The 22,827-nt window shown below is 69.8% G+C and carries 23 protein-coding genes; 17 read left to right on the top strand and 6 right to left on the bottom strand.

Annotated features, from left to right (window positions below; translation table 11 throughout):
• Positions 1–8 precede the first annotated feature (8 nt).
• The 3 genes from hisD to hisB are packed head-to-tail and all read left to right on the top strand — an operon-like array spanning position 9 to position 3,099.
• Entirely contained in the window at positions 9–1,355 is a 1,347-nt protein-coding gene (gene hisD / locus TTY48_RS17635) for a histidinol dehydrogenase (protein WP_220658954.1), read from the top strand.
• On the top strand, positions 1,352–2,476 hold the full coding sequence (locus TTY48_RS17630; protein ID WP_220658953.1) for a histidinol-phosphate transaminase: 1,125 nt from the start codon (positions 1,352–1,354) through the stop codon (positions 2,474–2,476). The genes hisD and TTY48_RS17630 overlap by 4 nt, the downstream gene beginning before the upstream one ends.
• Positions 2,477–2,484: 8 nt before the next feature.
• Positions 2,485–3,099, top strand: coding sequence for an imidazoleglycerol-phosphate dehydratase HisB (gene hisB / locus TTY48_RS17625; protein ID WP_220658952.1), 615 nt, complete (start codon positions 2,485–2,487; stop codon positions 3,097–3,099).
• A gap of 25 nt (positions 3,100–3,124) precedes the next feature.
• Here the strand turns inward: hisB and allB are convergent, their stop codons facing one another.
• A complete protein-coding gene (gene allB / locus TTY48_RS17620) occupies positions 3,125–4,474 on the bottom strand; it encodes an allantoinase AllB (RefSeq protein ID WP_220658951.1) in 1,350 nt (449 codons plus the stop codon).
• A 251-nt stretch (positions 4,475–4,725) separates the two neighbouring features.
• Here allB and TTY48_RS17615 point away from each other — a divergent pair, with 251 nt between their 5' ends.
• The 3 genes from TTY48_RS17615 (at position 4,726) to TTY48_RS17605 (ending at position 8,991) form a co-directional block, all read left to right on the top strand.
• Positions 4,726–6,273, top strand: coding sequence for an NCS1 family nucleobase:cation symporter-1 (locus TTY48_RS17615; RefSeq protein ID WP_220658950.1), 1,548 nt, complete (start codon positions 4,726–4,728; stop codon positions 6,271–6,273).
• A 13-nt stretch (positions 6,274–6,286) separates the two neighbouring features.
• Positions 6,287–7,009, top strand: a complete 723-nt coding sequence (locus TTY48_RS17610) for an aspartate/glutamate racemase family protein (RefSeq protein WP_220658949.1) — start codon at positions 6,287–6,289, stop codon at positions 7,007–7,009.
• Between the two features lie 110 nt (positions 7,010–7,119).
• Positions 7,120–8,991 (top strand): M61 family metallopeptidase, encoded by a 1,872-nt coding sequence (locus TTY48_RS17605; RefSeq protein WP_255585803.1) that lies wholly within the window; start codon positions 7,120–7,122, stop codon positions 8,989–8,991.
• A gap of 24 nt (positions 8,992–9,015) precedes the next feature.
• Here the strand turns inward: TTY48_RS17605 and TTY48_RS17600 are convergent, their stop codons facing one another.
• Complete coding sequence (locus TTY48_RS17600) at positions 9,016–9,831, bottom strand: bifunctional allantoicase/(S)-ureidoglycine aminohydrolase (RefSeq protein ID WP_220658947.1); 816 nt, start codon at positions 9,829–9,831, stop codon at positions 9,016–9,018.
• On the bottom strand, positions 9,824–11,107 hold the full coding sequence (locus tag TTY48_RS17595; RefSeq protein WP_220658946.1) for a DUF6986 family protein: 1,284 nt from the start codon (positions 11,105–11,107) through the stop codon (positions 9,824–9,826). Before TTY48_RS17595 ends, TTY48_RS17600 begins: the two co-directional genes overlap by 8 nt.
• A gap of 194 nt (positions 11,108–11,301) precedes the next feature.
• On the opposite strand from TTY48_RS17595, the gene TTY48_RS17590 reads away from it, so the two are divergent.
• The 8 genes from TTY48_RS17590 (at position 11,302) to hisI (ending at position 16,845) form a co-directional block, all read left to right on the top strand.
• The gene (locus tag TTY48_RS17590; protein ID WP_220658945.1) at positions 11,302–12,066 is read left to right on the top strand and encodes an IclR family transcriptional regulator; all 765 of its coding nucleotides are present in this window, start codon (positions 11,302–11,304) and stop codon (positions 12,064–12,066) included.
• Between the two features lie 65 nt (positions 12,067–12,131).
• Positions 12,132–13,073, top strand: a complete 942-nt coding sequence (locus TTY48_RS17585) for an NADP-dependent oxidoreductase (protein ID WP_220658944.1) — start codon at positions 12,132–12,134, stop codon at positions 13,071–13,073.
• A gap of 82 nt (positions 13,074–13,155) precedes the next feature.
• On the top strand, positions 13,156–13,785 hold the full coding sequence (gene hisH, locus TTY48_RS17580) for an imidazole glycerol phosphate synthase subunit HisH (RefSeq protein WP_374758720.1): 630 nt from the start codon (positions 13,156–13,158) through the stop codon (positions 13,783–13,785).
• The gene (locus TTY48_RS17575) at positions 13,782–14,030 is read left to right on the top strand and encodes a hypothetical protein (RefSeq protein WP_220658942.1); all 249 of its coding nucleotides are present in this window, start codon (positions 13,782–13,784) and stop codon (positions 14,028–14,030) included. The genes hisH and TTY48_RS17575 overlap by 4 nt, the downstream gene beginning before the upstream one ends.
• A gap of 30 nt (positions 14,031–14,060) precedes the next feature.
• Positions 14,061–14,795 (top strand): bifunctional 1-(5-phosphoribosyl)-5-((5-phosphoribosylamino)methylideneamino)imidazole-4-carboxamide isomerase/phosphoribosylanthranilate isomerase PriA, encoded by a 735-nt coding sequence (gene priA, locus TTY48_RS17570; protein WP_220658941.1) that lies wholly within the window; start codon positions 14,061–14,063, stop codon positions 14,793–14,795.
• Positions 14,795–15,658 (top strand): inositol monophosphatase, encoded by an 864-nt coding sequence (locus TTY48_RS17565; RefSeq protein WP_220658940.1) that lies wholly within the window; start codon positions 14,795–14,797, stop codon positions 15,656–15,658. The genes priA and TTY48_RS17565 overlap by 1 nt, the downstream gene beginning before the upstream one ends.
• Positions 15,659–15,694: 36 nt before the next feature.
• Entirely contained in the window at positions 15,695–16,471 is a 777-nt protein-coding gene (gene hisF / locus TTY48_RS17560) for an imidazole glycerol phosphate synthase subunit HisF (protein ID WP_220658939.1), read from the top strand.
• On the top strand, positions 16,468–16,845 hold the full coding sequence (hisI, locus tag TTY48_RS17555) for a phosphoribosyl-AMP cyclohydrolase (RefSeq protein ID WP_220658938.1): 378 nt from the start codon (positions 16,468–16,470) through the stop codon (positions 16,843–16,845). Before hisF ends, hisI begins: the two co-directional genes overlap by 4 nt.
• Before the next feature lie 57 nt (positions 16,846–16,902).
• Here the strand turns inward: hisI and TTY48_RS17550 are convergent, their stop codons facing one another.
• Complete coding sequence (locus TTY48_RS17550) at positions 16,903–17,376, bottom strand: peroxiredoxin (protein ID WP_220658937.1); 474 nt, start codon at positions 17,374–17,376, stop codon at positions 16,903–16,905.
• A 37-nt stretch (positions 17,377–17,413) separates the two neighbouring features.
• On the opposite strand from TTY48_RS17550, the gene TTY48_RS17545 reads away from it, so the two are divergent.
• The 3 genes from TTY48_RS17545 to trpC are packed head-to-tail and all read left to right on the top strand — an operon-like array spanning position 17,414 to position 20,462.
• Positions 17,414–18,970 (top strand): anthranilate synthase component I, encoded by a 1,557-nt coding sequence (locus TTY48_RS17545; protein WP_220658936.1) that lies wholly within the window; start codon positions 17,414–17,416, stop codon positions 18,968–18,970.
• On the top strand, positions 18,967–19,602 hold the full coding sequence (locus TTY48_RS17540) for a TIGR02234 family membrane protein (protein ID WP_220658935.1): 636 nt from the start codon (positions 18,967–18,969) through the stop codon (positions 19,600–19,602). Before TTY48_RS17545 ends, TTY48_RS17540 begins: the two co-directional genes overlap by 4 nt.
• Before the next feature lie 41 nt (positions 19,603–19,643).
• On the top strand, positions 19,644–20,462 hold the full coding sequence (gene trpC, locus TTY48_RS17535; RefSeq protein WP_220658934.1) for an indole-3-glycerol phosphate synthase TrpC: 819 nt from the start codon (positions 19,644–19,646) through the stop codon (positions 20,460–20,462).
• Here the strand turns inward: trpC and TTY48_RS17530 are convergent, their stop codons facing one another.
• Both TTY48_RS17530 and TTY48_RS17525 read right to left on the bottom strand, forming a co-directional pair.
• Entirely contained in the window at positions 20,463–21,362 is a 900-nt protein-coding gene (locus TTY48_RS17530) for an N-acetylglucosamine kinase (protein WP_220658933.1), read from the bottom strand.
• Positions 21,359–22,804: a sugar porter family MFS transporter gene (locus TTY48_RS17525; protein WP_220658932.1), complete on the bottom strand. Its 1,446-nt coding sequence runs from the start codon at positions 22,802–22,804 to the stop codon at positions 21,359–21,361. The genes TTY48_RS17530 and TTY48_RS17525 overlap by 4 nt, the downstream gene beginning before the upstream one ends.
• Between the last annotated feature and the right edge of the window lie 23 nt (positions 22,805–22,827).

The raw sequence follows: 22,827 nt of genomic DNA, 5'->3' as shown, positions 1-22,827 counted from the left end.
ATGCAGACATGCCGAATCTGCAGCTGAACCGCCTCGACCTGCGTGGGCGCCGCCCTTCGCTGACCGAGTTGCGCGCGGCCCTGCCGCGCGGCGGCGTCGATGTGGACGCCGTGATCCCGCAGGTCCGCCCCATCGTGGACGCGGTCGCCGAGCGCGGAGCCGATGCGGCGCTGGAGTTCGGCGCGAAGTTCGACGGTGTCCGTCCCGCCACCGTGCGGGTGCCCGCCGCCGCCATCGCCGCGGCGCTGGCCGATCTCGATCCCGCGATCCGCGAGGCGCTGGAGACGGCGATCGCGCGGGTCCGCACCGTCCACTCCGATCAGCGTCGGGTGGACACCGTGACGGAGGTGGTCCCCGGTGGCACGGTGACCGAGCGGTGGATCCCGGTGGACCGGGTGGGCCTGTACGTGCCCGGAGGCAACGCGGTGTACCCGTCGTCGGTGGTGATGAACGTCGTCCCGGCGCAGATCGCGGGCGTGGGCTCGCTCGTGGTGCTCTCGCCGGCGCAGAAGGACTTCGGCGGCCTGCCGCACCCCACCATCCTCGCGGCGTGCGCCCTCCTCGGGGTCGACGAGGTGTGGGCGACCGGCGGCGCGCAGGGCGTGGCGCTGGCCGCGCACGGCGGAACCGACACCGACGGTGCCGAGCTCGCGCCGGTGGACCTCATCACCGGTCCGGGGAACATCTACGTCACGGCCGCCAAGCGGCTGTGCCGCGGCCTGGTCGGCATCGATGCCGAGGCCGGCCCCACGGAGATCGCGATCCTCGCCGATAACTCGGCCGATCCCGTGCACGTCGCCGCGGATCTGATCAGCCAGGCCGAACACGATGTGATGGCCGCGTCGGTGCTGGTCACCGACTCCGCGGAGCTGGCCGACCGCGTCGACGAGGCGCTGTCCGCGCAGCTCGAGGTGACGCGCCACCGCGAGCGGGTCGATACCGCGCTGCGGGGACCGCAGTCGGGCACCGTGCTGGTCGACGACATCGACGAGGGCCTCGCCGTGGTGAACGCCTACGCCGCCGAGCACCTGGAGATCCAGACCGCGGACGCCCGCGAGGTGGCGGCCCGGGTGCGCGCTGCCGGCGCCATCTTCGTGGGTCCGCACTCGCCGGTGAGCCTCGGCGACTACGCGGCCGGCAGCAACCACGTGCTGCCCACGGCCGGGTGCGCCCGGCACAGCTCGGGACTGTCGGTGCAGACCTTCCTGCGCGGCGTGCACGTGGTGGAGTACGACGAGGCCGCGCTCAAGGACATCGCGGGAACCGTGATCACGCTGGCCAATTCGGAGGACCTGCCCGCCCACGGTGAGGCCGTGCGGCTGCGGTTCGAGTCACTCAAGGGCGGCGCGTCGTGACCGGCGACGCGGGGGTGCCCGGCGGGCAGGTGACGCTCGACGAGCTCCCGATCCGGGACACGCTGCGCGGCAAGGAACCCTATGGGGCCCCGCAGCTGCCCGTGGCCGCGGCGATGAACACCAACGAGAACCCGCACGCGCCGAGCCCGGCGCTGGTGGCCGATATCGCGGAGGCGGTGGCCGCGGTGGCCGCCACCATGAACAGGTACCCGGATCGTGACCTGGCGACCCTGCGGAATCGGTTGGCGGAGTATGTGACCGAGCGAACGGGCACCGTCGTCGGGCCGCAGAACGTGTGGGCCGCCAACGGCTCCAACGAGATCCTGCAGCAGATCCTGCAGGTCTTCGGCGGGCCCGGGCGCACCGCGATGGGCTTCGTGCCCAGCTACTCGATGCACCCGATCATTTCGGACGGCACCGATACGCACTGGGTCCCGGGCAAGCGGACCGCCGATTTCGGTCTGGACGTGGACTACGCCGTGAGCGCCATCGACGAGTTGCGCCCTGACGTGCTGTTCCTGACCAACCCGAACAACCCCACCGGACACCTGATCGCCGAGGCCGATCTGATCCGGTTGATCGAGGCGGCGCCGGGCATCGTGATCGTGGACGAGGCCTACGGCGAGTTCAGCGCCGGCCCCTCAGCCGTGCGGCTGCTGGACCGGTTCGGGGCCAAGCTCATCGTGAGCCGCACCATGAGCAAGGCCTTCGCCTTCGCCGGCGGCCGGGTGGGCTACCTCATCGCGGCGCCCGCGGTCGTCGATGCGATCCAATTGGTGCGGTTGCCCTATCACCTGTCGGTGCTCACGCAGGCGGCGGCGATCGCCGCGATCGATCACCGTGCGGAGACGCTGGCCTCGGTGGCGCACCTGTCCGCCGAGCGTGACCGGATCGCGGCGCGGCTCACCGAACTGGGTTACGACGTGATCGAATCGCACGCCAACTTCATCTTGTTCGGTGGCTTCGCGGACGAGGCCGCCGCGTGGCACACCTACCTGGACGGGGGAGTGCTGGTGCGCGACATGCACATTCCGGGGCACCTGCGCGTGTCGGTGGGCCTGGACCACGAGAACGATGCTTTTCTGGAGATCAGCGCGAAGCTCGCGCCGGGGAAGAAGTGAGCGAACAGATGACCGACCGCATCGCACGTGTCGAGCGCACCACCAGGGAGTCCTCGATCGTCGTCGAGCTGAACCTCGACGGCTCCGGCAGCACCGACATCGACACCGGCGTGGCCTTCTACGACCACATGCTGACGGCCTTCGGGCAGCACGGCAGCTTCGATCTCACGGTGCACGCCAAAGGCGATGTGGAGATCGACGCGCACCACACCGTGGAGGACACCGCCATCGTGCTGGGGCAGGCCCTGGGGCAGGCGCTCGGCGACAAGCGCGGGATCCGACGTTTCGGCGACAGCTTCATCCCCATGGACGAGACCCTCGCGCACGCCTCGGTGGACGTCTCCGGACGGCCCTACGCCGTGCACACCGGGGAACCGGACTACCTCGTGCACTCCGTGATCGGTGGCTACCCGGGTGTCCCGTACTCCACGGTGATCAACCGGCACGTCTTCGAATCGCTCGCCATGAACGCCCGGATCGCACTGCACGTGCGCGTGCTCTACGGCCGGGACCCGCACCACATCACGGAGGCGGAGTTCAAGGCCGTGGCCCGGGCGCTGCGGGCGGCCGTGGAGCCGGACCCTCGGGTCAGCGGGGTCCCTTCGACCAAGGGCTCGCTCTAACCCTCGGCCGAAGGCCGCCCGTGGCTCAGGCCTCGCCGCGGCGCAGCAGGGTGCCGTGCGGGGTCTCGAAGTCGACCCGCTGCCCGCGCAGCCAGGTGCCGGTGACGACACCCGCGAGGGCCCGGCCGTCGTAGGGCGAGATGGCGTTCTTGTGGTGCAGTCGGTGCACGTCCACCACCTGCGCGGCCTCGGGTTCGAAGATCGCGAAATCGGCGTCGAAGCCCAGCGCGATGCGTCCCTTGCGGGTCATCCCTGCCAGCTTCGCCGGATTCGCCGACATCCACTCGAGGACCTGCTCGAGGGAGATCCCGCGCTTCTTGGCCTCGGTCCAGATGAGCTGCAGGCCCAGTTGCAACGAGGCGACGCCGCCCCAGGCCACGCCGAAGTCGCCGTTCTCCACGTCCTTGAGATCGATGGTCGAGGGGGAGTGGTCGGAGACGATGCAGTCGATGGTTCCGTCGAGCAGGCCCTGCCAGAGCAGTTCCCGGTTCGACGCCTCGCGAATAGGCGGGCAGCACTTGAACGCCGTGGCGCCGTTGGGGATCTCCTCGGCCAGCAGCGTGAGGTAGTGGGGGCAGGTCTCGACCGTGAGCTTCACGCCGTCGCGCCGCGCCGAGGCGATCATCGGCAGCGCGTCCGACGACGAGAGGTGCAGGATGTGTGCCCGCGCTCCGGTCCAGCGGGCACGCTCGATGACCTCGGCGATCGCCACGTTCTCCGCGCCGCGCGGGCGGGAGGCGAGGAAGCGGGAGTACTCGGCGCCCTCAGCCGAGGGCGCGTGATCGATGGCGCGCGAGTCCTCGGCGTGCACGATCATCAGGGAGTCGAACGTGGCCAGTTCGGCCATGTCCTCCTCCATCTCGTCTGCCGTGAGGTGCGGGAACTCGTCGACACCGGAGTGCAGCAGGAAGCATTTGAAGCCGAACACGCCGTCGTCGTGCAAGCCGCGCAGCTGGTCCTTGTTGCCGGGCACGGCACCGCCCCAGAAGCCCACGTCGATGTACGCCTTGGGGCCGGCCACCTCACGCTTGTGCCGCAGCGCCTCGCGGTCGACGGTGGGCGGGATGGAGTTGAGCGGCATGTCCACCAGGGTGGTGACGCCGCCCGCGGCGGCCGCCTTCGTCGCCGACTCGAACCCTTCCCAATCGGTGCGGCCGGGCTCGTTGACGTGCACATGCGTATCGACGAGCCCGGGGATCATCACCTGATCGTCGGTGAGCTCGATGGTCTCGCGGCCGACGAGGCCGTTGCCCAGCGGCTCCATGGCGACCACCCGGCCCTCGCGGATGCCGATCTCGCGGGCGACCACGCCCGCGGTCGTGATGATCCGGCGGCCGCGCACCACCAGGTCGAATTCGGGGGTGTCCGTGCTCATGCAGGGGCTCCTTCAACTGTTCTGTCCTGCGGAATCCTGCGCTCGTCCAGCGAGAAGACTAGGTGTGACCTGCGACACTCGTCAAGCCTCGGGTTTCCGTCGTGTGACGATCATATTCCGTCATGCGACATGGGGCTTGACACGGGCCGACTGAATGGGCCTTACTTGTCCGCACAGGTGGAATAGCGATTCCGTAGGGCGGAAGTATCCAACCCGGGCGAGCGATCCTGAGTACCGAACGAAGGTCCAGCATGACTGACAACCCCGCACCCGCGCAGCGCGCCGCCGAGGCCGACCCGATCCGCCTGGGCGGAACGGACACCGTCGACCACGTCCCGGACGTGGACGCGCTCAACCGCCTCAGCTCCGGCCTGTACAACCGCGATCTCGCACCCACCAAGCGCGCCGGCCGCACCTGGGGCGCCTACAACATCTTCACGCTCTGGGCCAACGACGTGCACAGCCTGGGCAACTACGCCTTCGCGATCGGACTGTTCGCGCTCGGACTGGGTGGATGGCAGATCCTCCTCGCCCTGCTGTTGGGCGGTGTCTTCCTGTTCCTGCTCCTGAACCTCTCGGGATTCATGGGGGAGAAGACGGGTATCCCGTTCCCGGTCATGAGCCGCATCTCCTTCGGCATCCGCGGAGCCCAGATCCCCGCGCTGATCCGTGGCATCGTCGCGATCGCCTGGTTCGGCATCCAGACCTACTTGGCCTCGGTGGTGCTGCGGATCATGATCGTCGCGGTGTGGCCGAGCGCCGATTCGCTCGACCAGAACGGCATCCTCGGCCTGTCGACGCTCGGATGGATCGCCTTCCTGGTGCTGTGGGCCGTGCAGCTGGTGATCGTCAGCTACGGCATGGAGATGATCCGCAAGTACGAGGCCTTCGCCGGGCCGGTCATCCTGATCACCATGGCGGCACTGGCGATCTGGATGTTCACCAAGGCCGGCTATTCCATCGCGTGGACCACGCCCGAGACCAAGACCGGCCTCGACATGTGGCTCCAGATCGTGGGTGGCGCCAGCCTGTGGGTCGCGATCTACGGCACCTTCGTCCTGAACTTCTGCGACTTCACCCGCAACGCCACCTCGAAGAAGGCCATCGTGCGCGGCAACTTCTGGGGTATCCCGCTGAACATGCTGCTGTTCGGCGCGATCGTGGTGACACTCGCCGGGGCGCAGTTCAAGATCAACGGACAGGTGATCGAATCGCCCGCCGACATCGTCAAGACGGTGCCCAACACCTTCCTGCTGGTGCTGGCCTGCCTGGCGCTCCTCGTCCTCACCGTGGCCGTGAACCTCATGGCGAACTTCGTCGCCCCCATCTACGCGCTGTCGAACCTGTTCCCCACGGTGCTCGACTTCCGCCGTGCGGGACTGGTCTCCGGCGTCCTCGGCCTGATCATCCTGCCGTGGAACCTGTACAACTCGCCCGCCGTGATCACCTACTTCCTCGGCGGCCTGGGAGCGCTCCTGGGCCCGCTGTTCGGCATCGTCATGGCGGACTACTGGCTCATCCGCAAGTCCAGGGTGAACGTGCCGGACCTGTACTGCGATCTTCCCGATGCGCCGTACTACTACCAGCGTGGCGTGAACTCTCGCGCGGTCCTCGCGCTGCTCCCGACCGCCGGCATCGCCCTCCTGATGGCCTTCGTCCCGGCCTTCCACGTGGTCTCGAACTACTCCTGGTTCATCGGCGCCGGCCTCGGTGCGATCGTGTACCTGCTGGTCGCCGATCGCACGGGCCCGTTCGTGGACGTCTCCGGCGAGCAGATCGCCGTCCCCAGCAAGCACTAGGAGAATCGGACCCATGCGCATCCTCGTCGCCAACGTCAACACCACCGCGTCGATGACCGCGGCGATCGCCGAATCGGCGCGATCCGCAGCCGCGCCGGGCACCGAGATCGTCGGTCTCACCCCGCGATTCGGTGCCGATTCCTGCGAGGGGAACTTCGAGTCGTACCTCGCGGCGATCGCCGTGATGGACGCCGTGACGCGGTACCCCGAGCCCTACGACGCAGTCATCCAGGCCGGGTACGGCGAGCACGGGCGGGAAGGGCTGCAGGAGCTCCTGGACGTCCCGGTGGTCGACATCACCGAGGCCGCCGCGTCCACGGCGATGTACCTGGGACACAAGTACTCCGTGGTCACCACGCTCGACCGGACGGTCCCGCTCATCGAGGACCGCCTCAAGCTGGCCGGGCTCGACTCCCGGTGCGCTTCGGTGCGGGCATCGGGACTCGGCGTGCTGGAACTGGAATCCGAACCCGAGCGCGCAGTCGAGGCGATCGTGGCCCAGGCTCGCGAGGCCGTGGAGCGCGATCACGCCGAGGTCATCTGCCTGGGCTGCGGCGGTATGGCCGAGCTGGAGGAGAAGGTCTCGGCCGCAACGGGAGTCCCGATCGTCGACGGAGTGCGGGCCGCCGTGACCATCGCGGAGGGTCTGGTCCGGATGGGGCTGACCACCTCCAAGGTGCGCACCTACGCACCACCCCGTCCGAAGACGGTGACCGGCTGGCCCATCACTGGGTAACACGACCCGTTCCGGTGGCGGGCTCCGTGGCTGTTTCGTAGGATCAACGAAATTGTCTGCGGGAGTCGGGAGTGCCGGTGTCCAAGATTCGTCCTGTCAGTGTCGTCGCGATGGTGGTCGTCCTCCTCGCGGGAGTGCTGTCCTGCGGTACGCCCGATCGGGGCGGAGACGGTGGGGGAGAACAGAAGCCCATCTCGGTGGCGGTCGACGTCACCAATCTGCCGCAGCGCATCATCGACGTGAAGCAGACGATCCCGGTCCGCTCGGGCGAGGTGACCCTGCTGTTCCCGCAGTGGCTTCCGGGCAACCATTCGCCGGCCGGCCCGATCGACAAGATCGCGGGTATCACCTTCTCCGGCGGCGGGAAGCGGCTGGACTGGAAGCGTGACCCGCTCAACGTGTACGCGTTCAAGGTCACGGTGCCCGAGGGCGTGGACTCCCTCGATGCGGCCTTCCAGTACCTCACCCCCACCGACTCCACCCAGGGTCGCGTGGTGATGACGCCGAACATGCTGAACCTGCAGTGGAACGCGGTGCTGTTGTACCCGGCGGGACGGCCCGCGAGTGAGATCCCCTTCACCGCGAGCGTGACCTATCCGCCGGGATTCACGCCGGGAACGGCGCTGGACGTCGCCGGCAAGCGTGGCGACACCGTCGATTACCAGACCGTGCCGCTCGACACCCTCGTCGATTCGCCGGTGTACGCGGGTCGCTTCCATCGCGAGATCGATCTGGCGCCGGGGGCGAAGACCCCCGTGCGGCTGCAGGTCTTCGCGGACGCCCCGGAACAGCTCGACGCCAAGCCCGAGCACATCGAGCAGCACAAGGCGCTGGTGCAGCAGGCCGTCAAGCTCTACGGTTCCGAGCACTACAACCACTACGACTTCCTGCTGTCGCTGTCGGATCAGCTCAGCTCCAACGGATTGGAGCACCAGCGGTCCAGCGAGAACGGTCAGCCCACCGACTACTTCACCGGCTGGAACCCCGCGCTCGGCAGTGACGATCTGCTGGGCCACGAGTACACCCACTCGTGGAACGGGAAGTTCCGGCGCCCCGCCGATCTGTGGACGCCGGACTTCAACACCCCGATGCAGGACAGTCTCATGTGGGTGTACGAGGGGCAGACCCAGTACTGGGGCAACGTGCTCACCGGTCGGTCGGGACTGCGGCCCGCCGAGGTCTCCCGCGACGCTCTGGCATCGGTGGTCGCCACGTACACCGACGGCCGCCCGGGCCTGAGCTGGCGGAACCTGCAGGACACCACGAACGATCCGATCATCGCGCAGCGCCGCGCGAAGCCCTACCGCTCGTGGCAGCTGAGCGAGGACTACTACCAGGGTGGGCAACTCGTGTGGCTGGGCGTGGACGCACGGATCCGCGAGCTGTCGGGCAACACCAAGTCGCTCGACGACTTCGCGCGCGCCTTCTTCGGCGTCGACAACGGCACCTGGGAGAAGCAGAACACCTACGACTTCGACAAGGTGGTCGCGGCGCTGAACGGTGTGGTCGCCGACGACTGGGCGAAGTACCTGCGCGATCGTCTCGACGGCAAGGAGCCCTTCGCGGCGAGCGTCGAGAAGACCGGGTGGAAGCTGGTGTACGACAACAACCCGGGCGATTACCTCGCCGCGCAGATGAAGGAGGCGCAGGGCGCAGTCAACTACACCTACTCGATCGGTCTCAACGTCTCGGCGACCGGCAAGGTGACCGATGTCCGGTGGAACGGCCCCGCCTTCAAGGCCAAGGTCGGTACCGGGATGACGGTGCTGTCGGTCAACGACGCCGCCTACTCCCAGGCCACGATGCAGACCGCGATCGAGGCGGCCAAGACCAACCCCGCCCCGATCCGGCTGCAGGTGAAGGATTTCGACCAGACGCGGACCGTCGAGATCGATTACCACGACGGACTGCGTTACCCGCACCTGCAGCGGATCGAGGGCACCCCCGACTACCTCACCCAGATCCTGGCCCCACGCCCGTAACCGGGCGCGGCGGCCGGGCCTCGCCTACAGCGCGATCTGCCGGTTGACGTCCTTGTACAGCAGGTACCGGAAGTTCGACGGGCCGCCCGCGTAGCAGGCCTGCGGACAGAAGGCGCGCAGCGAGAGGTAGTCGCCCGCCTGCACCTCCACCCAGTCTCCGTTGAGGTGGTACACGGCCTTGCCCTCCAGCATGTACAGGCCGTGCTCCATCACGTGCGTCTCCGCGAACGGGATCGACGCGCCGGGCTCGAAGGTGACCACGTTGCAGTGCATGTCGTACGCGAGGTCGGTCGGATCGAGCATGCGGGTGGTGCGCCACCGGCCGTCGGTGCCCGGCATCGCGCTGGGCTCGATGTCCTTCTCGTTGCCCGCGACGGGCTTCGGCGTGTGCCCGGCGATCGGCTCGTAGCGCTTGCGGATCCAGACGAAGACGGCGTTGGCATCGCCGTCGTTGGTCGCGCTCCAGTCCGTTCCGGCGGGGGCGTACGCGAAACCGCCCTCGGTGAGCACGTGCCGCTCGCCGCCGACGGTCACCGTCAGCGTGCCCTGGGTGACGAAGACGAAACCCTCGACCTCGGGCTGCGGCTCCGGGCGGTCGGCGCCGCCGTCGGGACCGACCTCCACGATGAGCTGCGCGAAGGTGGTCGCTCCGCCCGCCACGGGACGGTTGATGATCCAGGAGCGGGTGTTCGTCCATTCGGGCAGCACCGAGGTCACGATGTCGCTCATCACGCCGCGCGGGATCACGGTGTACGCCTCGGTGACGATGGCGCGGTCGGTGAGCAGATCGGTCTGCGGGGGCAGTCCGCCCTGCGGGGCGTAGTACGTGGCGTCACTCATGGTTCTCCTCCTGGGGCTGGGGCGAGCGGTTCAGCGCGATCGCGCGCAGGGTCTCGACGGGGATCTGCGTCGCCGCCTCGACCTCGGCGGTGGTGAGGGCGCCGCACACGCGGCCGCGGTCGATGAACGAGGCGAGCGCGCGCGCGGTCGCGGGCTCGTCGAGGAAACCGGAGTCGGTGCGGTGCACATAGTTCCGCAGCCGGGTCGCGGCGAGCGCGAAACCCTCGCGGTAGAACGAATAGGTGGCGGCGAAGCGCGTCACGAGCTGCGCCGGGTGCAGGTCCCATCCCTGGTAGATGCCGCGCTCGAGGTGCCGGCGAACCAGTCGTGCGTGCAGCCGCCAGGCCTGCGCCACGTGGTCCGGTGCGCCCACGGGCAGGATGTTGGTCGATCCGTCGGACAGATGGACGCCGGTGCCGGCCACCGCCACCTGCATCACGTTCTTGGCGTGGTCGGCGGCCGGATGGTCCATCGCCTGGTACGCCGCGGCGATGCCGAGCGACGCCGAGTAGTCGTAGGTCCCGTAGTGCAGGGAACTGACCCGGCCGTCGCCGGCGTGGATGAACCGGGCGACGGGCGCGGTGCCGTCGGTACCGAGGATCGCCTGCGGCGTCTCCACCTGGACCTCGAACCGGAGCCGGCCGGGCGGCAGGCCGAGCGCGGCCTCCAACTGCTCCGCGACCACGACCATCGCCTCCACCTGCCCCACGCTGGTGACCTTCGGGAGGGTGAGGGTCAGTCCCGCGGGAAGGTCGCCGCCGTCGAGGAGGCCGGTGAGGAACAGGTCGAGGGTGCGGATGCCGCGAGCGCGGGTTGCCGCCTCCATGCACTTGAACCGGATTCCGATGAACGGTGGCGCGGTGCCCTCGGCGAGGGCGTGGACGACAGCCTGCGCCGCCCGCGTGACATCGGCGTCCTCCACATCGTCGCCGCGGTCGCCGTACCCGTCCTCGAAGTCCAGCCTCAGGTCTTCGATGGGCTCGGCCGTCAGCTTGGCGCGCACGAGCCCGGCCAGCGTCTCCGCGGAGGTGGTCGCGATGTCCGCGTCGGTGATCAGCTGCTCGAGTCCGCCCGCCGCGTCTGCAGCGCTGAGCGCCGTGGCGCCCCAATGGTGGGGCGTGTGAACGGCGAAGCGATCCGCCGGCAGGTAGACGGTGTGCACCGGCTGACGCCGGCCGTCGTCGCCCGGGTAGTCGCGGGCCAGCGCCGCGTCCGTCTCAGCGAGGCGCTCGTCGACGGCCGCGAGGACGGCGTCGGACAGGGAGTGTGCGGGCATGCGGCCTCCGGATCGAGAAAGCAATGGAAGAACAATTCCGTAGTGCGGACTTTACGTGCTGCGTGTGCCACCGCACAACCACTGAGATGCGCGCGAGTTCGGCATTGATTCCGTATTATGGAACGATTTGGTGTGCGATTGCGCGTAGTGTCTTCTCGGAACGAATGATCGGCATCGGCTGCGGAGGAGGGGCGATGGTGGCGAAGTCCACGTCGGGCGTGCAATCGGTGGAGCGCGCCTTCGAACTACTGGAATTGATGGGGCGCGCGGGCGGTGAGTGCTCGCTCAGCGAACTGTCCGCCGGGACGCCGCTGCCACCGCCCACGATCCACCGACTGCTGCGCACCCTCGTCGGCATCGGCTACGTCCGCCAGCTCCCCAATCGCCGCTACGCGCTGGGACCGCGTCTCATCCGCCTCGGTGAGGTCGCCAATCGGCAGCTGGGTGCGGTGGCCGTGCCGGTGCTGGAATCGCTGGTCGACGAGTTGGAGGAGACCGCGAGCCTCGCCGTGCTCGACGGCGACATGGTGATCTACACCGGCCAGGTGCTCTCGCCCCACAACATGCGCACCAACAACGAGGCGGGCCGGCGGGTGAACCTGCACAACAGCGGCGTGGGCAAAGCGGTACTCGCCGAGCTCGACGACGCACGCGTGGTCAAGCTGGTCTCGCAGGCCGGGATCCCCGCCCCCACCCCGAACAGCGTGAGCACGCTCTCCGGCGTCTTCGCCGAAGTCGAAAAGGTGCGCAGCCAGGGCTTCGCGATCGACGACGAGGAGCAGGAACTCGGTGTGCGGTGCTACGCGATGGCGGTTCCCGGCGCGCCCACGCCGATGGCCGTCGGCATCTCCGGTCCGGTGCCCCGGCTCGGCGACGACTTCGTCGACCGTGCCGTGCCCGCCCTCAAGCGCGCCACGGGGATCATCTCGGACGCACTGATCGGCGCCCGCGAATCCTGATCGGCGGATTGCGCTCCACGTGAGCCGAAGGGAATCATCATCCGGCCCCGCCGGTTATCACCGACATGGCGAAAGCAGTGGTGGCACAGCAGTTCGGAGGACCTGAGGTCCTCACCGTGATCGACGAGGAGCTGCCCGCCCCCGGTGCGGGCGAGGTGCTCATCGAGTTCCGGGCCATCGGGGTCAATCCGATCGAGTACAAGCAGTACGGCGGGCTGTTCGGTACCGACCCGGCGAGCCTCCCGCTGCACCTCGGCAGTGAGGGCGCGGGGATCGTGACCGCGGTCGGCGCGGACGCGGTGGGACCGCGCGGACCGATCGCCGTCGGCGACGAGGTGGTGGTCTACCGAGGCACCGGAACCTACGCCAGCGCGGCGATCGAGCCCGCCGGTGCCGTGCTCCCCAAGCCGGTCGAGCTGGGCTGGGAGGACGCGGCGGGCCTGCTCCTCACCGGTGCCACCGCGTACGACGCCCTGCTGAGAACCGCTGTGCACGAGGGCGACACCGTCGTGATCCACGGCGCGGCCGGCGGCGTCGGTTTCCTCGCCGTCCAACTGGCCCGGCTCCGGGGTGCCACCGTGATCGGCACGGCGCGCGAACAGAACCACGACTTCCTCCGCGGGCTCGGCGCGATCCCCGTGGCGTACGGAGACGGCCTCGCTGACCGGATCCGGGCGGCGGCACCGAACGGAGTCGACGTCGCGATCGACACCGTCGGGACTGACGAGGCCGTCGACGTCTCCCTCGAACTGGTCGCCGACCGCAGCCGCATCGTCACGATCGCCGCGTTCGCGCGGGCCGAGGCGGACGGCTTCCGGGCGATCGGTGGCACGGATCCCGACAGCGCGCGCATCCGCGACGAGGCGCGTGGCGAGCTCCTCGACCTCGCGGCGGCCGGGTCGATCCACAACGTCGTCGCGAGGACCTACCCGCTGGCCGAGGCCGGCCGGGCGCACACCGACCTCAAGGCCGCGCACCCGGTCGGGAAGTTCATCCTCCTGCCCTGACGCCACCCGGACGAGGGCTCCGCCACGGCGCGTGCCGATACTCCGATCGGATCCGCGACGGGCGCCGATTAGGCTGGTGGCCATGAAGAAGGTGGCGATCCTCGACTACGGCTCCGGCAACATCCGGTCCGCGCACCGCGCGATGGAGCGGGCCGGGGCCGAGGTCACGGTGACCGCCGACCCGAAGATCGCGGTGGAGGCGGACGGTCTCCTGGTGCCGGGCGTCGGTGCCTACGAGGCGTGCATGGCCGGGCTCAAGGCGGTCCACGGCGACCGGATCATCGGCGAACGGCTCGCCGGTGGCCGTCCGGTGATGGGCATCTGCGTGGGTATGCAGATCCTGTTCGACAAGGGCATCGAGTTCGGCGTGGAGACCGAGGGCTGCGGGGAGTGGCCGGGCACCGTCGAGCGGCTCCAGGCCGACGTCGTGCCGCACATGGGCTGGAACACCGTCGAGGCCCCGGAGGGCTCTCGGCTGTTCGCCGGAACCGACGCCGACACCCGCTTCTACTTCGTCCACTCCTACGCGGTGCAGAAGTGGGAGCTGGACATCAGCCACCACATCGCCGCCCCCAAGGTCACCTGGGCCGATCACGGCGGACGCTTCGTGGCCGCCGTCGAGAACGGCCCGCTGTGGGCCACGCAGTTCCACCCCGAGAAGAGCGGGGACGCCGGAGCGACCCTGCTGCGCAACTGGGTCGGCGTGCTATGACCGGCAAGCGGGATTTGTCGATCGGCCGCCTCGCCCTGTTCTCGATGGGCTCCGCCGTCGTCGTCCTCGGCCTCGCGACCCTCCTGCTCAACGTGCTCCGCCCGAGCCCGGCGGTGAGCCTGCTCATCGTCGGCGCCGGACTGGTGGGTGCCGTCGCCGCGATGGGCCTCGTGTCCACTCGCATGGTCCGGCGGGCGGCGGAGGGGTCGCCGGTCACCGACCGGCACGACGAGGACGACGAATAACCGCGTGACCGCACCGACTAGGCTGTCCCCGTGAGCTTGGTACTACTTCCCGCAGTCGATGTCGCCGACGGTCAGGCCGTGCGCCTGGTCCAGGGGGAGGCCGGCAGCGAGACCTCCTACGGGTCCCCGCGCGACGCCGCCCTCGCCTGGCAGAACGACGGTGCGCAGTGGGTCCACCTGGTGGACCTCGACGCCGCCTTCGGTAAGGGCTCCAATCGCGAACTGCTGGCCGGTGTGATCGGCGAACTCGACGTCAAGGTCGAGCTGTCCGGCGGCATCCGGGACGACGACTCGCTGGCGGCCGCGCTCGCCACCGGTTGCGCCCGGGTGAACCTGGGCACCGCCGCGATCGAGAACCCCGAGTGGTGCGCCCGCGCGATCGCCGAGCACGGCGACAAGATCGCCGTCGGCCTGGACGTCAAGCAGATCGACGGCCAGTGGCGGCTGCGCGGCCGCGGCTGGGTCACCGACGGCGGCGATCTGTGGGAGGTGCTCGCCCGCCTCGACCGGGACGGCTGCTCGCGGTACGTGGTCACGGACGTCTCCAAGGACGGCACCCTCACCGGGCCGAACCTCGACCTGTTGGCCGCCGTGGCCGAGGCGACCCCGGCACCGATCGTCGCCTCCGGCGGCATCTCCGCCCTCGCGGACCTCGAGGCGATCGCCACCCTCGTCGACCGCGGTGTGGACAGCGCGATCGTCGGCAAGGCCTTGTACGCGGGGCGATTCACCCTGCCCGAGGCGCTGGCGGCGGTGTCCCGCTAGTGGCGGCCCTCCCCACCGGATTCACCGGTGACCCCGACCGCCTGCTCGCTGCCGCGGGGGCCGTCCTCGACGGGATCTCCCCGCGGTTCATCGAAGGTGTCGGTGCTCCCGCATCGGTCACCAAGGGTCCGGCGGACTTCGCCACCGATCTCGATCTCGAACTCGAACGCCGCATCACCGGCGAGATCGCCGACGCCACCGGAATCCCCGTGCACGGCGAGGAGTTCGGCGGACCGCCGGTGGACGAGGGCACGGTGTGGATCCTCGATCCGATCGACGGCACGTTCAACTACTCGGCGGGATTCCCCGCGACCGGCACGCTGCTGGGACTGGTCCACGACGGCCGTCCCGTCGCCGGACTCGCCTGGTTCCCACTCGTCGGCGACTCGATCTCCGGGCACGTCGCCGGGCAGGTGCACAACCGGGGTGTCGCGGTCCCTCCGCTCGCCCACAAGTCGCTCGTCGATTCGATGATCGCCGTCGGCAGCTTTAGCCGTGGGAGCAACGGGCACTTCCCGGGCGACTACCGCTTCGCGATCCTCGGCGAGGTCTCGCGGCGGGTGGCGCGCGTGCGCCAGTTCGGTTCCACCGGAGTGGACCTCGCATACACCGCCACGGGTGTCTTCGGCGGAGCCGTCGTCTTCGGACATCACCCGTGGGACAACGCCGCCGGCGCCGCACTGGTGATCGCCGGTGGTGGCCGCGTCACCGATCTCGCCGGTGCCGAGTGGCACACGGCCTCCGATTCGGTGCTCGCCGGCGGACCCGGCGTGTACGACGAACTGCTCGACATCGTCCGGTCGGTGGGCGCACCGTCGGACTTCCGGGGCGAACCGGGCCACCCCGGCGTGCTGAGCTACTGACCCCGGTACGAACCACATTCGAAGGAGGCGGAGCCGATGACGGTGGCCGTACGCGTGATCCCGTGCCTGGACGTCGACGACGGGCGCGTGGTCAAGGGCGTCAACTTCCAGAACCTGCGCGATGCGGGCGATCCCGTTGAACTCGCCGCGGCGTACGACGCGCAGGGCGCCGACGAGTTGACCTTCCTCGACGTCACCGCCTCCAGCTCCGGCCGCGGCACCATGCTGGAGGTGGTGCGCCGCACCGCCGAACAGGTCTTCATCCCGCTCACCGTGGGCGGGGGAGTGCGCTCCGTCGACGACGTCGACACGCTGCTGCGCGCCGGCGCCGACAAGGTCTCGGTGAACACCGCCGCGATCAACCGGCCCGAGCTGCTGCGGGAACTGAGCAACCGGTTCGGCAGCCAGTGCATCGTGCTCTCGGTCGACGCCCGCACCGTGCCGGACGGCGACGAGCCGACCCGGTCGGGCTGGGAGGTCACGACGCACGGCGGCCGTAAGGGCACCGGCCTCGATGCCATCGAATGGGCCCGCCGCGGCGAGGAACTCGGTGTGGGGGAGATCCTGCTGAACTCGATGGACGCCGACGGAACGAAGGCCGGATTCGACCTGCGCATGATCGCCGCCGCCCGCGCCGCGGTCCGCGTGCCGGTGATCGCCTCCGGCGGCGCAGGGGCGGTCGAGCACTTCGCGCCCGCCGTCGAATCGGGAGCCGACGCCGTGCTCGCGGCCAGCGTCTTCCACTTCGGCGATATGACCATCGGCCAGGTCAAGGACGAGATGGCCGCGCACGGACTGGTGGTGCGCCGATGACCGGACCCGACACCCCAGCGGATTCGGGGCTCGCCCCGGCGATCGCCGCCCGCCTCAAGCGCAACGCCGACGGCCTGGTCGCGGCCATCGCTCAGGAGGAGGGCACGGGCGATGTGCTCATGATGGCGTGGATGAACGACGAGGCCCTCGCGCTCACGCTGGCCACCCGCCGCGGCACCTACTACTCGCGCTCGCGCCAGCAGCTGTGGGCCAAGGGGGAGACCTCCGGGCACATCCAGGAGGTCCTCGACGTACGGCTCGACTGCGACGGCGACACCGTGCTGCTCACCGTCCGGCAGACCGGCCCCGCCTGCCACACCGGCACGCACACCTGTTTCGACGGCGATCTGCTCCTGGGGCGCGCGCAGTCCTGAGATCGAGGCGCCCGATCGTCAGGCCCAGCCGGGCGCCGCGGAGGCCGGGCTCATCCGCTACCCGCTGACTCCGGGGCCGCTGAGCGTGCGCAGGAACGCCAGGGTCTCCTCGACGTGCGCCACCGCCCGCAGCTCACCGACCACGATCTGCAGGATCGTGCCGTCAGTGTCGATGAGGAAGCTCTGCCGCCGCACGGGCGCCACGGCGTACCGACCGCGACGCACCCCGTATCGTTCGGCGACCGCACCGTCGGCGTCGGTGAGGAGCGGGAACCCCGGCGCCATCACCTCCGCGAAGGCCCGGGTGCGGAGCAGCGGATCCATGCTGATCCCGATGCGGACGGTGTCGAGGCGCTCGAATTCCGCTGCGGCGTCACAGAACCGGCCGACCTCCGCCACGCACACCGGAAGGCCCGCGGTGAGGTAGAAGAAGACCGCTGCCCGGCGTCCGGCACGCAGTTCGTCAAGGGTGCGGACGGTGCCCGACTGATCGGGAAGTGCGAAATCGGGGGCCGGTCCACCGGTGCGCATACCGGCGAACTTACCGGCCCCGCAATAATGGGTCCCGATGAGTACGCAATCGGCTTCGAACCTCCAGCCCGACGGCGCCACCACCAGCCTCGACGAGTTCCTGCAGCTCGCCCAGCGGCATCGTGTGGTGCCCGTGACCCGCACCGTGCTCGCCGACGCCGAGACCCCGCTCTCGGCGTATCGGAAGCTCGCGGGCGGACGTCCCGGCACCTTCCTCCTGGAATCCGCGGCGGCCGGCCAGTCCTGGAGTCGGTGGTCCTTCGTCGGGGCCCCCGCCCCGGCCGCGCTCACCGTGATCGACGGCGAGGCCGCTTGGATCGGTACCAAGCCCGCCGGCGCACCGTCCGGGGGCGACCCGATCACCGCGCTCGGCGAGGTGCTCCGGCTGCTCAGCTCCGAGCCGATCGAGGGGTTGCCCCCGCTCAACGGAGGGATGGTGGGCTACCTCGCCTACGACGCCGTCCGGCGGTTGGAGAAGCTGCCCGAGACCACCGTCGACGATCTGCGCCTGCCCGAGATGGTGTGGCTGCTGGCCACCGACCTCGCCGCGATCGATCACCACGAGGGCACCATCACGCTGATCGCCAACGCCGTGAACTGGGACGGCGCCAGCGAACGCGCCGCCGAGGCCTATGCGGACGCCGTGGCCCGTCTTGACGCGATGGAGGCCGCGCTCGCGGCTCCGCTCGCGTCGTCGGTGGCCTCGTTCACCCGCCCGGAGCCGGAGTACACCGCGCAGCGGACCGTCGAGGAGTACAGCGCGATCGTCGACAAGCTGGTGGGCGACATCGAGGCCGGTGAGGCCTTCCAGGTGGTGCCCAGCCAGCGCTTCTCCGTGTCGAGCGACGCCGATCCCATCGACGTCTACCGCGTGCTGCGCGCCTCGAACCCGAGCCCGTACATGTACCTCGTGCAGGTCCCGGCCCCTGACGGCTCGCTCGCCTTCTCCATCGTGGGATCGAGCCCCGAGGCCCTGGTCACCGTGAGCGACGGCGTGGCCACCACGCACCCGATCGCCGGTACCCGCTGGCGCGGCGCGAACTCCGAGGAGGATCTACTCCTGGAGAAGGACCTGCGCGCCGATGAGAAGGAGAACAGCGAGCACCTGATGCTCGTGGACCTGGGCCGCAACGATCTGGGCCGGGTGTGCACACCGGGCACCGTGCGGGTCACCGACTATCGCCGCATCGAGCGGTACAGCCACGTGATGCACCTGGTCTCCACCGTCTCGGGCGACCTCGCGGACGGCAAGCAGGCCCTCGACGCCGTGACCGCCTGCTTCCCCGCGGGCACCCTGACGGGGGCGCCTAAGGTGCGCGCCATGGAGCTGATCGACGAGGCCGAGCTCACGCGGCGCGGCCTCTACGGCGGCATCGTGGGCTATCTCGACTTCGCGGGCGATGCCGACACCGCGATCGCGATCCGGACCGCCGTGCTCAAGGACGGCACCGCGTACGTGCAGGCGGGCGGCGGTGTGGTGGCCGATTCGGTGGGGGAGTACGAGTACAACGAGTCGCGCAACAAGGCCTTGGCCGCGCTCAAGGCGGTGGCCGCCGCGAACACGCTGCGCGCGGTCACGGAGGAGGCACGATGAAGGACAAGCGCGGACTGCTTCTGGCCTCGGTGCTGCTGCTACTGGCGGCGATCGCGGTGTGGGGCGCCAGCCGGATGACCTGGATGCGCGCCGATATCAACGACTTCCTCTCGCCCGGGCGGACGGTGGACATCGTTGGCCACACCTGGGCCTCGGCGCTCACCGTGCTGCCCCTGGTCTTCCTCGCGGCGATCGCGGCCGCCCTCGCCGTGAAGGGCTGGGCGCGCGTGGCGGTGGCGGTGGTCGTGGCGGCCGCGGCGATCGGCTCGGCCTTCCCGGCGATCCAGGTGATCACGCAGGAGCCCGACGTCAAGTACATCGAGACGATCCTCGAGCTGGCCCCGAAGGACATCGTGGTGCAGGCCGACAAGGTGATCGCCGGGCCGCTCGTCGCCGTGCTCGGTGGTGTTCTCGCGGTGGCCGCAGCGACCCTGCTTCTGCGTGGTCAGCGCGGTGGCGGGATGGATTCGAAGTACAGCGCGCCCGCCGCCCGGCGCGCGGAGCTCGAGAAGCGGGTGTTCGAGACCGCCGAACCGGAGAATTCCTCCGAACGCGACCTGTGGGACGCACTGGACAGCGGCGACGATCCGACGGAGGGGGTCAGCAAGGATCGCCCGGAGGCCTCGGGATAACCTTGAAGCACGCTGTACGTCCCACCGAAAGGCCCGCCGCCGTGACTTCACCCACTGCGCTCGATGCGATCATCGAGGGTGTGCGCGCGGACCTCGCCGCCCGCGAGTCGGTGCTGGATCTGGCGGCCGTCAAGGCCGCCGCGAAGGCCGCGCCGCCGGCGCTCGACGCCACCGCCGCACTCCGCGAACCCGGTATCGCCGTGATCGCCGAGGTGAAGCGCGCGAGTCCGTCGAAGGGTGATCTCGCGGGAATCGCCGACCCGGCGGAGCTGGCGGGGCAGTACGAATCCGGCGGGGCGCGCGCGATCAGCGTGCTCACCGAGGAGCGCCGCTTCAAGGGCTCGCTCGCCGATCTCGATTCGGTGCGCGCGCGGGTGCGGATCCCGGTGCTGCGCAAGGACTTCATCGTCTCGCCGTACCAGATCCACGAGGCCCGCGCCCACGGTGCCGACATCGTGCTCCTGATCGTGGCCGCGCTCGAGCAGTCGGTGCTGGTCTCGCTGCTCGACCGCATCGAGTCGCTGGGCATGACGGCGCTCGTCGAGGTGCACACCGAGGACGAGGCCGATCGCGCCCTCGAGGCCGGTGCCACCGTGATCGGCGTCAACGCCCGCAACCTCAAGACCCTCGAGGTCGACCGGGACTCCTTCGCCCGGATCGCCCCCGGACTCCCGTCCTCGGTCATCAAGATCGCCGAATCGGGTGTCCGTGACAGCCGGGATCTGCTGACCTACGCCGGTGCCGGCGCCGACGGCGTGCTCGTCGGCGAGGGCCTGGTGACCGCGGGCGACCCGCGTTCCGCCGTGGCCGACCTGGTCACCGCGGGCTCGCACCCCAGCTGCCCGCGTCCCGCGCGCTGATCAGCCCCGCGCGCCCCGTCGTTCCAGTTCGCGCAGCGCGATCTGGATCGCGCCCCGCACCGGGTCCACGGTGAGCACCCGCAGGTCGGAGACTCCGCGCAGCCCCAGGTGATGACGCACTCGGCGCTGCAGCGCGGGCTGGTGCACGGCCAGACCGCCCGCGAGCACGACGGGGCCGGCGGAGCCGATCCGATCGGCCACCGACATCGCGATCTCGGTGAGTGCGATCGCCGCCTCGTCGATGATCTCGGTGCTCGCCGGATCGCCCGACTGCGCGAGTTCGAAGACCACGCGCGCGCGGCCTGCCCAGTACCGGCGCTCGGGCTGGGCGTAGAAGTGGTCGAGCAGCTCGTCGGTGTCCTGCAGGCCGCAGTCGGCCGCCAACTGCTGGCCCAGGTGATCGGCGGGCTCGTCGCGGTCGAGGCGGATCAGGGTGCGGCGCACGGCCTCCTTGGCCACCCAGTAGCCGCTGCCCTCGTCGCCGAGGAGGTAGCCCCAGCCGCCGGCGCGGGCATGCCGGTCGCCGGCGCGGCCCCAGGCCACGGCGCCGGTCCCGGAGATGACGGCGATACCGTCGCGGACCCCGGCAGCGGCCAGGATGAGCTGACTGTCGTGCACCACGCGCACCCGGGCCCCGGGGATCCGATCGGCCAGCAACCGGGTGAGGGTGGCCGCGCCGGCGGGGGTCTCCACACCCGCGGCGCCGGCGCACACAGCGCCCACATCCTCGACGCCGAGGCGGGCGAGCGCGATGTCGAGCTGGCGTCCGGCCTCGGCCTGCCCCACCGAGGAGATGTTCGCGCTGCCTGCGAGGGCCTCCGCGACCACGACACCGTTCTCGGCGCGGACGGCCTGCGTCTTGGAGCCTCCGATGTCGAGGCCGATCACCGCCCCGCTCACCGGGCGTCCGTCTCCGCGCCCGCCGCCGCGGCCGTCTGTGCGGGCCACCGACCGTCGTTCTGCCAGTAGTACTGGATGTCTTCGAGCTTGCGGCCCTTGGTCTCCGGGGCGAATTTGAGCACGAACAGGAAGGCGAGCACGGTGAGGCCGCCGAAGACCGCGAATGTGCCGGTGCCACCGAGCAGTTGGCTGTTGAGCATCGTGAGCGTTAACTGGGCCACGATCGCATTGGCCACCAGATCGGAGGTGAGCATGGCCGAGGAGCCGTAGGCGCGCAGCCGGGCGGGGAAGGCCTCACCGGCGTACACCCACACGAGGGAGCCGAAGCCGAAGGAGAATCCGATCACCACCAGTACGAGTCCCGCGAAGCCGACCACGCCGGCGGTCTCGTGGCCCTTGAAATCGCCGTCGGCCATCTGGTAGGCGAGGATCATCACGGCGAAGGCCAGGATCATGGTGCCGATGCCGCCCAGGAGGATGGGGCGGCGGCCGAACTTGTCGACGGTGAAGATCGAGACCACCACGGCGAGCAGGCCGAAGAGCTGGACGAACGCCGGCAGCATGTACTTGCCGAAGTTCCCGTCGTAGCCCATCGAGGCGAAGATGTCGGGGCTGTAGTAGATGATCGCGTTGATGCCGGTGATCTGGATGAAGAAGCCGAGCACCACCACGAAGAAGGTGGCGCGCAGATAGGGCTGGCGGAAGAGCTGGCTGAGCTTGCCGCCGGACTCGTCGGAGAGCTGGGCGCGCATCTCGTCGAGTTCGGCCTCGATACCGGCCGCGGTGGAGGTGGGTTCCACGGCGATCAGTGCGGCGCGGGCCTCTCCCTCACGGCCGCGGGTCATGTACCAGCGCGCCGTATCGGGCAGGCGCAGGAGCACGAGGGTGACCAGGATCGCCGGAACCGCGGCGGCGCCCAGCATCCACTTCCAGGACGCGGCGCCGAGACCGGCGAGCAGGTAGCCGAGCACGTAGCCGAGGATGATGCCCACGATGGTGGCGAACTGGTACGCCACGAGCATCGCGCCACGGCGGTGCGCCGGGGCGGATTCGGCCACGAAGACGGGCACGACCACCACGGACACACCCACGGTGAGGCCGAGCAGGAAGCGGGCGGCGAGCAGCAGGGGGACGGTGGGCGCAAGGGCTCCGAACAGGGCGAACACCGTGTAGCCCAGCGCCACGGAGATCATCGCCTTGCGGCGACCGACCTTGTTGGCGAACCAGCCGCCCACGATCGCGCCGAGGATCTCGCCCACCACGACCACGGTGGCCAGCGCCTGCGTCATGGTGTCGTCGAGTCCGAAATCGGCCCGGATGAAGTCCTTCGCGGCGGCGATGTTCGAGGTGTCGTAGCCGTAGATGACACCCAGACTCGCGGCGGCGACGCCGACCATGACGCCCAGACCGGCGGCCGGCTTGGCAGCCTGCGTACTGCTCATGTTCACTCCTTGAGGTCTACCAC

The sequence above is a fragment of the Tsukamurella sp. TY48 genome, assembly GCF_019656655.1.
Classification (GTDB): domain Bacteria; phylum Actinomycetota; class Actinomycetes; order Mycobacteriales; family Mycobacteriaceae; genus Tsukamurella; species Tsukamurella strandjordii.
This window is presented reverse-complemented; position numbering and strand designations above follow the sequence as displayed.

Excerpts from the sequence above, each read along its gene's own strand:
- hisD (WP_220658954.1), top strand. The coding sequence starts at position 9 with ATGCCGAATCTGCAGCTGAACCGCCTCGACCTGCGTGGGCGCCGCCCT.
- hisB (WP_220658952.1), top strand. The coding sequence starts at position 2,485 with ATGACCGACCGCATCGCACGTGTCGAGCGCACCACCAGGGAGTCCTCG.
- allB (WP_220658951.1), bottom strand. The coding sequence starts at position 4,474 with ATGAGCACGGACACCCCCGAATTCGACCTGGTGGTGCGCGGCCGCCGG.
- TTY48_RS17615 (WP_220658950.1), top strand. The coding sequence starts at position 4,726 with ATGACTGACAACCCCGCACCCGCGCAGCGCGCCGCCGAGGCCGACCCG.
- TTY48_RS17610 (WP_220658949.1), top strand. The coding sequence starts at position 6,287 with ATGCGCATCCTCGTCGCCAACGTCAACACCACCGCGTCGATGACCGCG.
- TTY48_RS17605 (WP_255585803.1), top strand. The coding sequence starts at position 7,120 with ATGGTGGTCGTCCTCCTCGCGGGAGTGCTGTCCTGCGGTACGCCCGAT.
- TTY48_RS17600 (WP_220658947.1), bottom strand. The coding sequence starts at position 9,831 with ATGAGTGACGCCACGTACTACGCCCCGCAGGGCGGACTGCCCCCGCAG.
- TTY48_RS17595 (WP_220658946.1), bottom strand. The coding sequence starts at position 11,107 with ATGCCCGCACACTCCCTGTCCGACGCCGTCCTCGCGGCCGTCGACGAG.
- TTY48_RS17590 (WP_220658945.1), top strand. The coding sequence starts at position 11,302 with ATGGTGGCGAAGTCCACGTCGGGCGTGCAATCGGTGGAGCGCGCCTTC.
- TTY48_RS17585 (WP_220658944.1), top strand. The coding sequence starts at position 12,132 with ATGGCGAAAGCAGTGGTGGCACAGCAGTTCGGAGGACCTGAGGTCCTC.
- hisH (WP_374758720.1), top strand. The coding sequence starts at position 13,156 with ATGAAGAAGGTGGCGATCCTCGACTACGGCTCCGGCAACATCCGGTCC.
- TTY48_RS17575 (WP_220658942.1), top strand. The coding sequence starts at position 13,782 with ATGACCGGCAAGCGGGATTTGTCGATCGGCCGCCTCGCCCTGTTCTCG.
- hisF (WP_220658939.1), top strand. The coding sequence starts at position 15,695 with ATGACGGTGGCCGTACGCGTGATCCCGTGCCTGGACGTCGACGACGGG.
- hisI (WP_220658938.1), top strand. The coding sequence starts at position 16,468 with ATGACCGGACCCGACACCCCAGCGGATTCGGGGCTCGCCCCGGCGATC.
- TTY48_RS17550 (WP_220658937.1), bottom strand. The coding sequence starts at position 17,376 with ATGCGCACCGGTGGACCGGCCCCCGATTTCGCACTTCCCGATCAGTCG.
- TTY48_RS17545 (WP_220658936.1), top strand. The coding sequence starts at position 17,414 with ATGAGTACGCAATCGGCTTCGAACCTCCAGCCCGACGGCGCCACCACC.
- TTY48_RS17540 (WP_220658935.1), top strand. The coding sequence starts at position 18,967 with ATGAAGGACAAGCGCGGACTGCTTCTGGCCTCGGTGCTGCTGCTACTG.
- TTY48_RS17525 (WP_220658932.1), bottom strand. The coding sequence starts at position 22,804 with ATGAGCAGTACGCAGGCTGCCAAGCCGGCCGCCGGTCTGGGCGTCATG.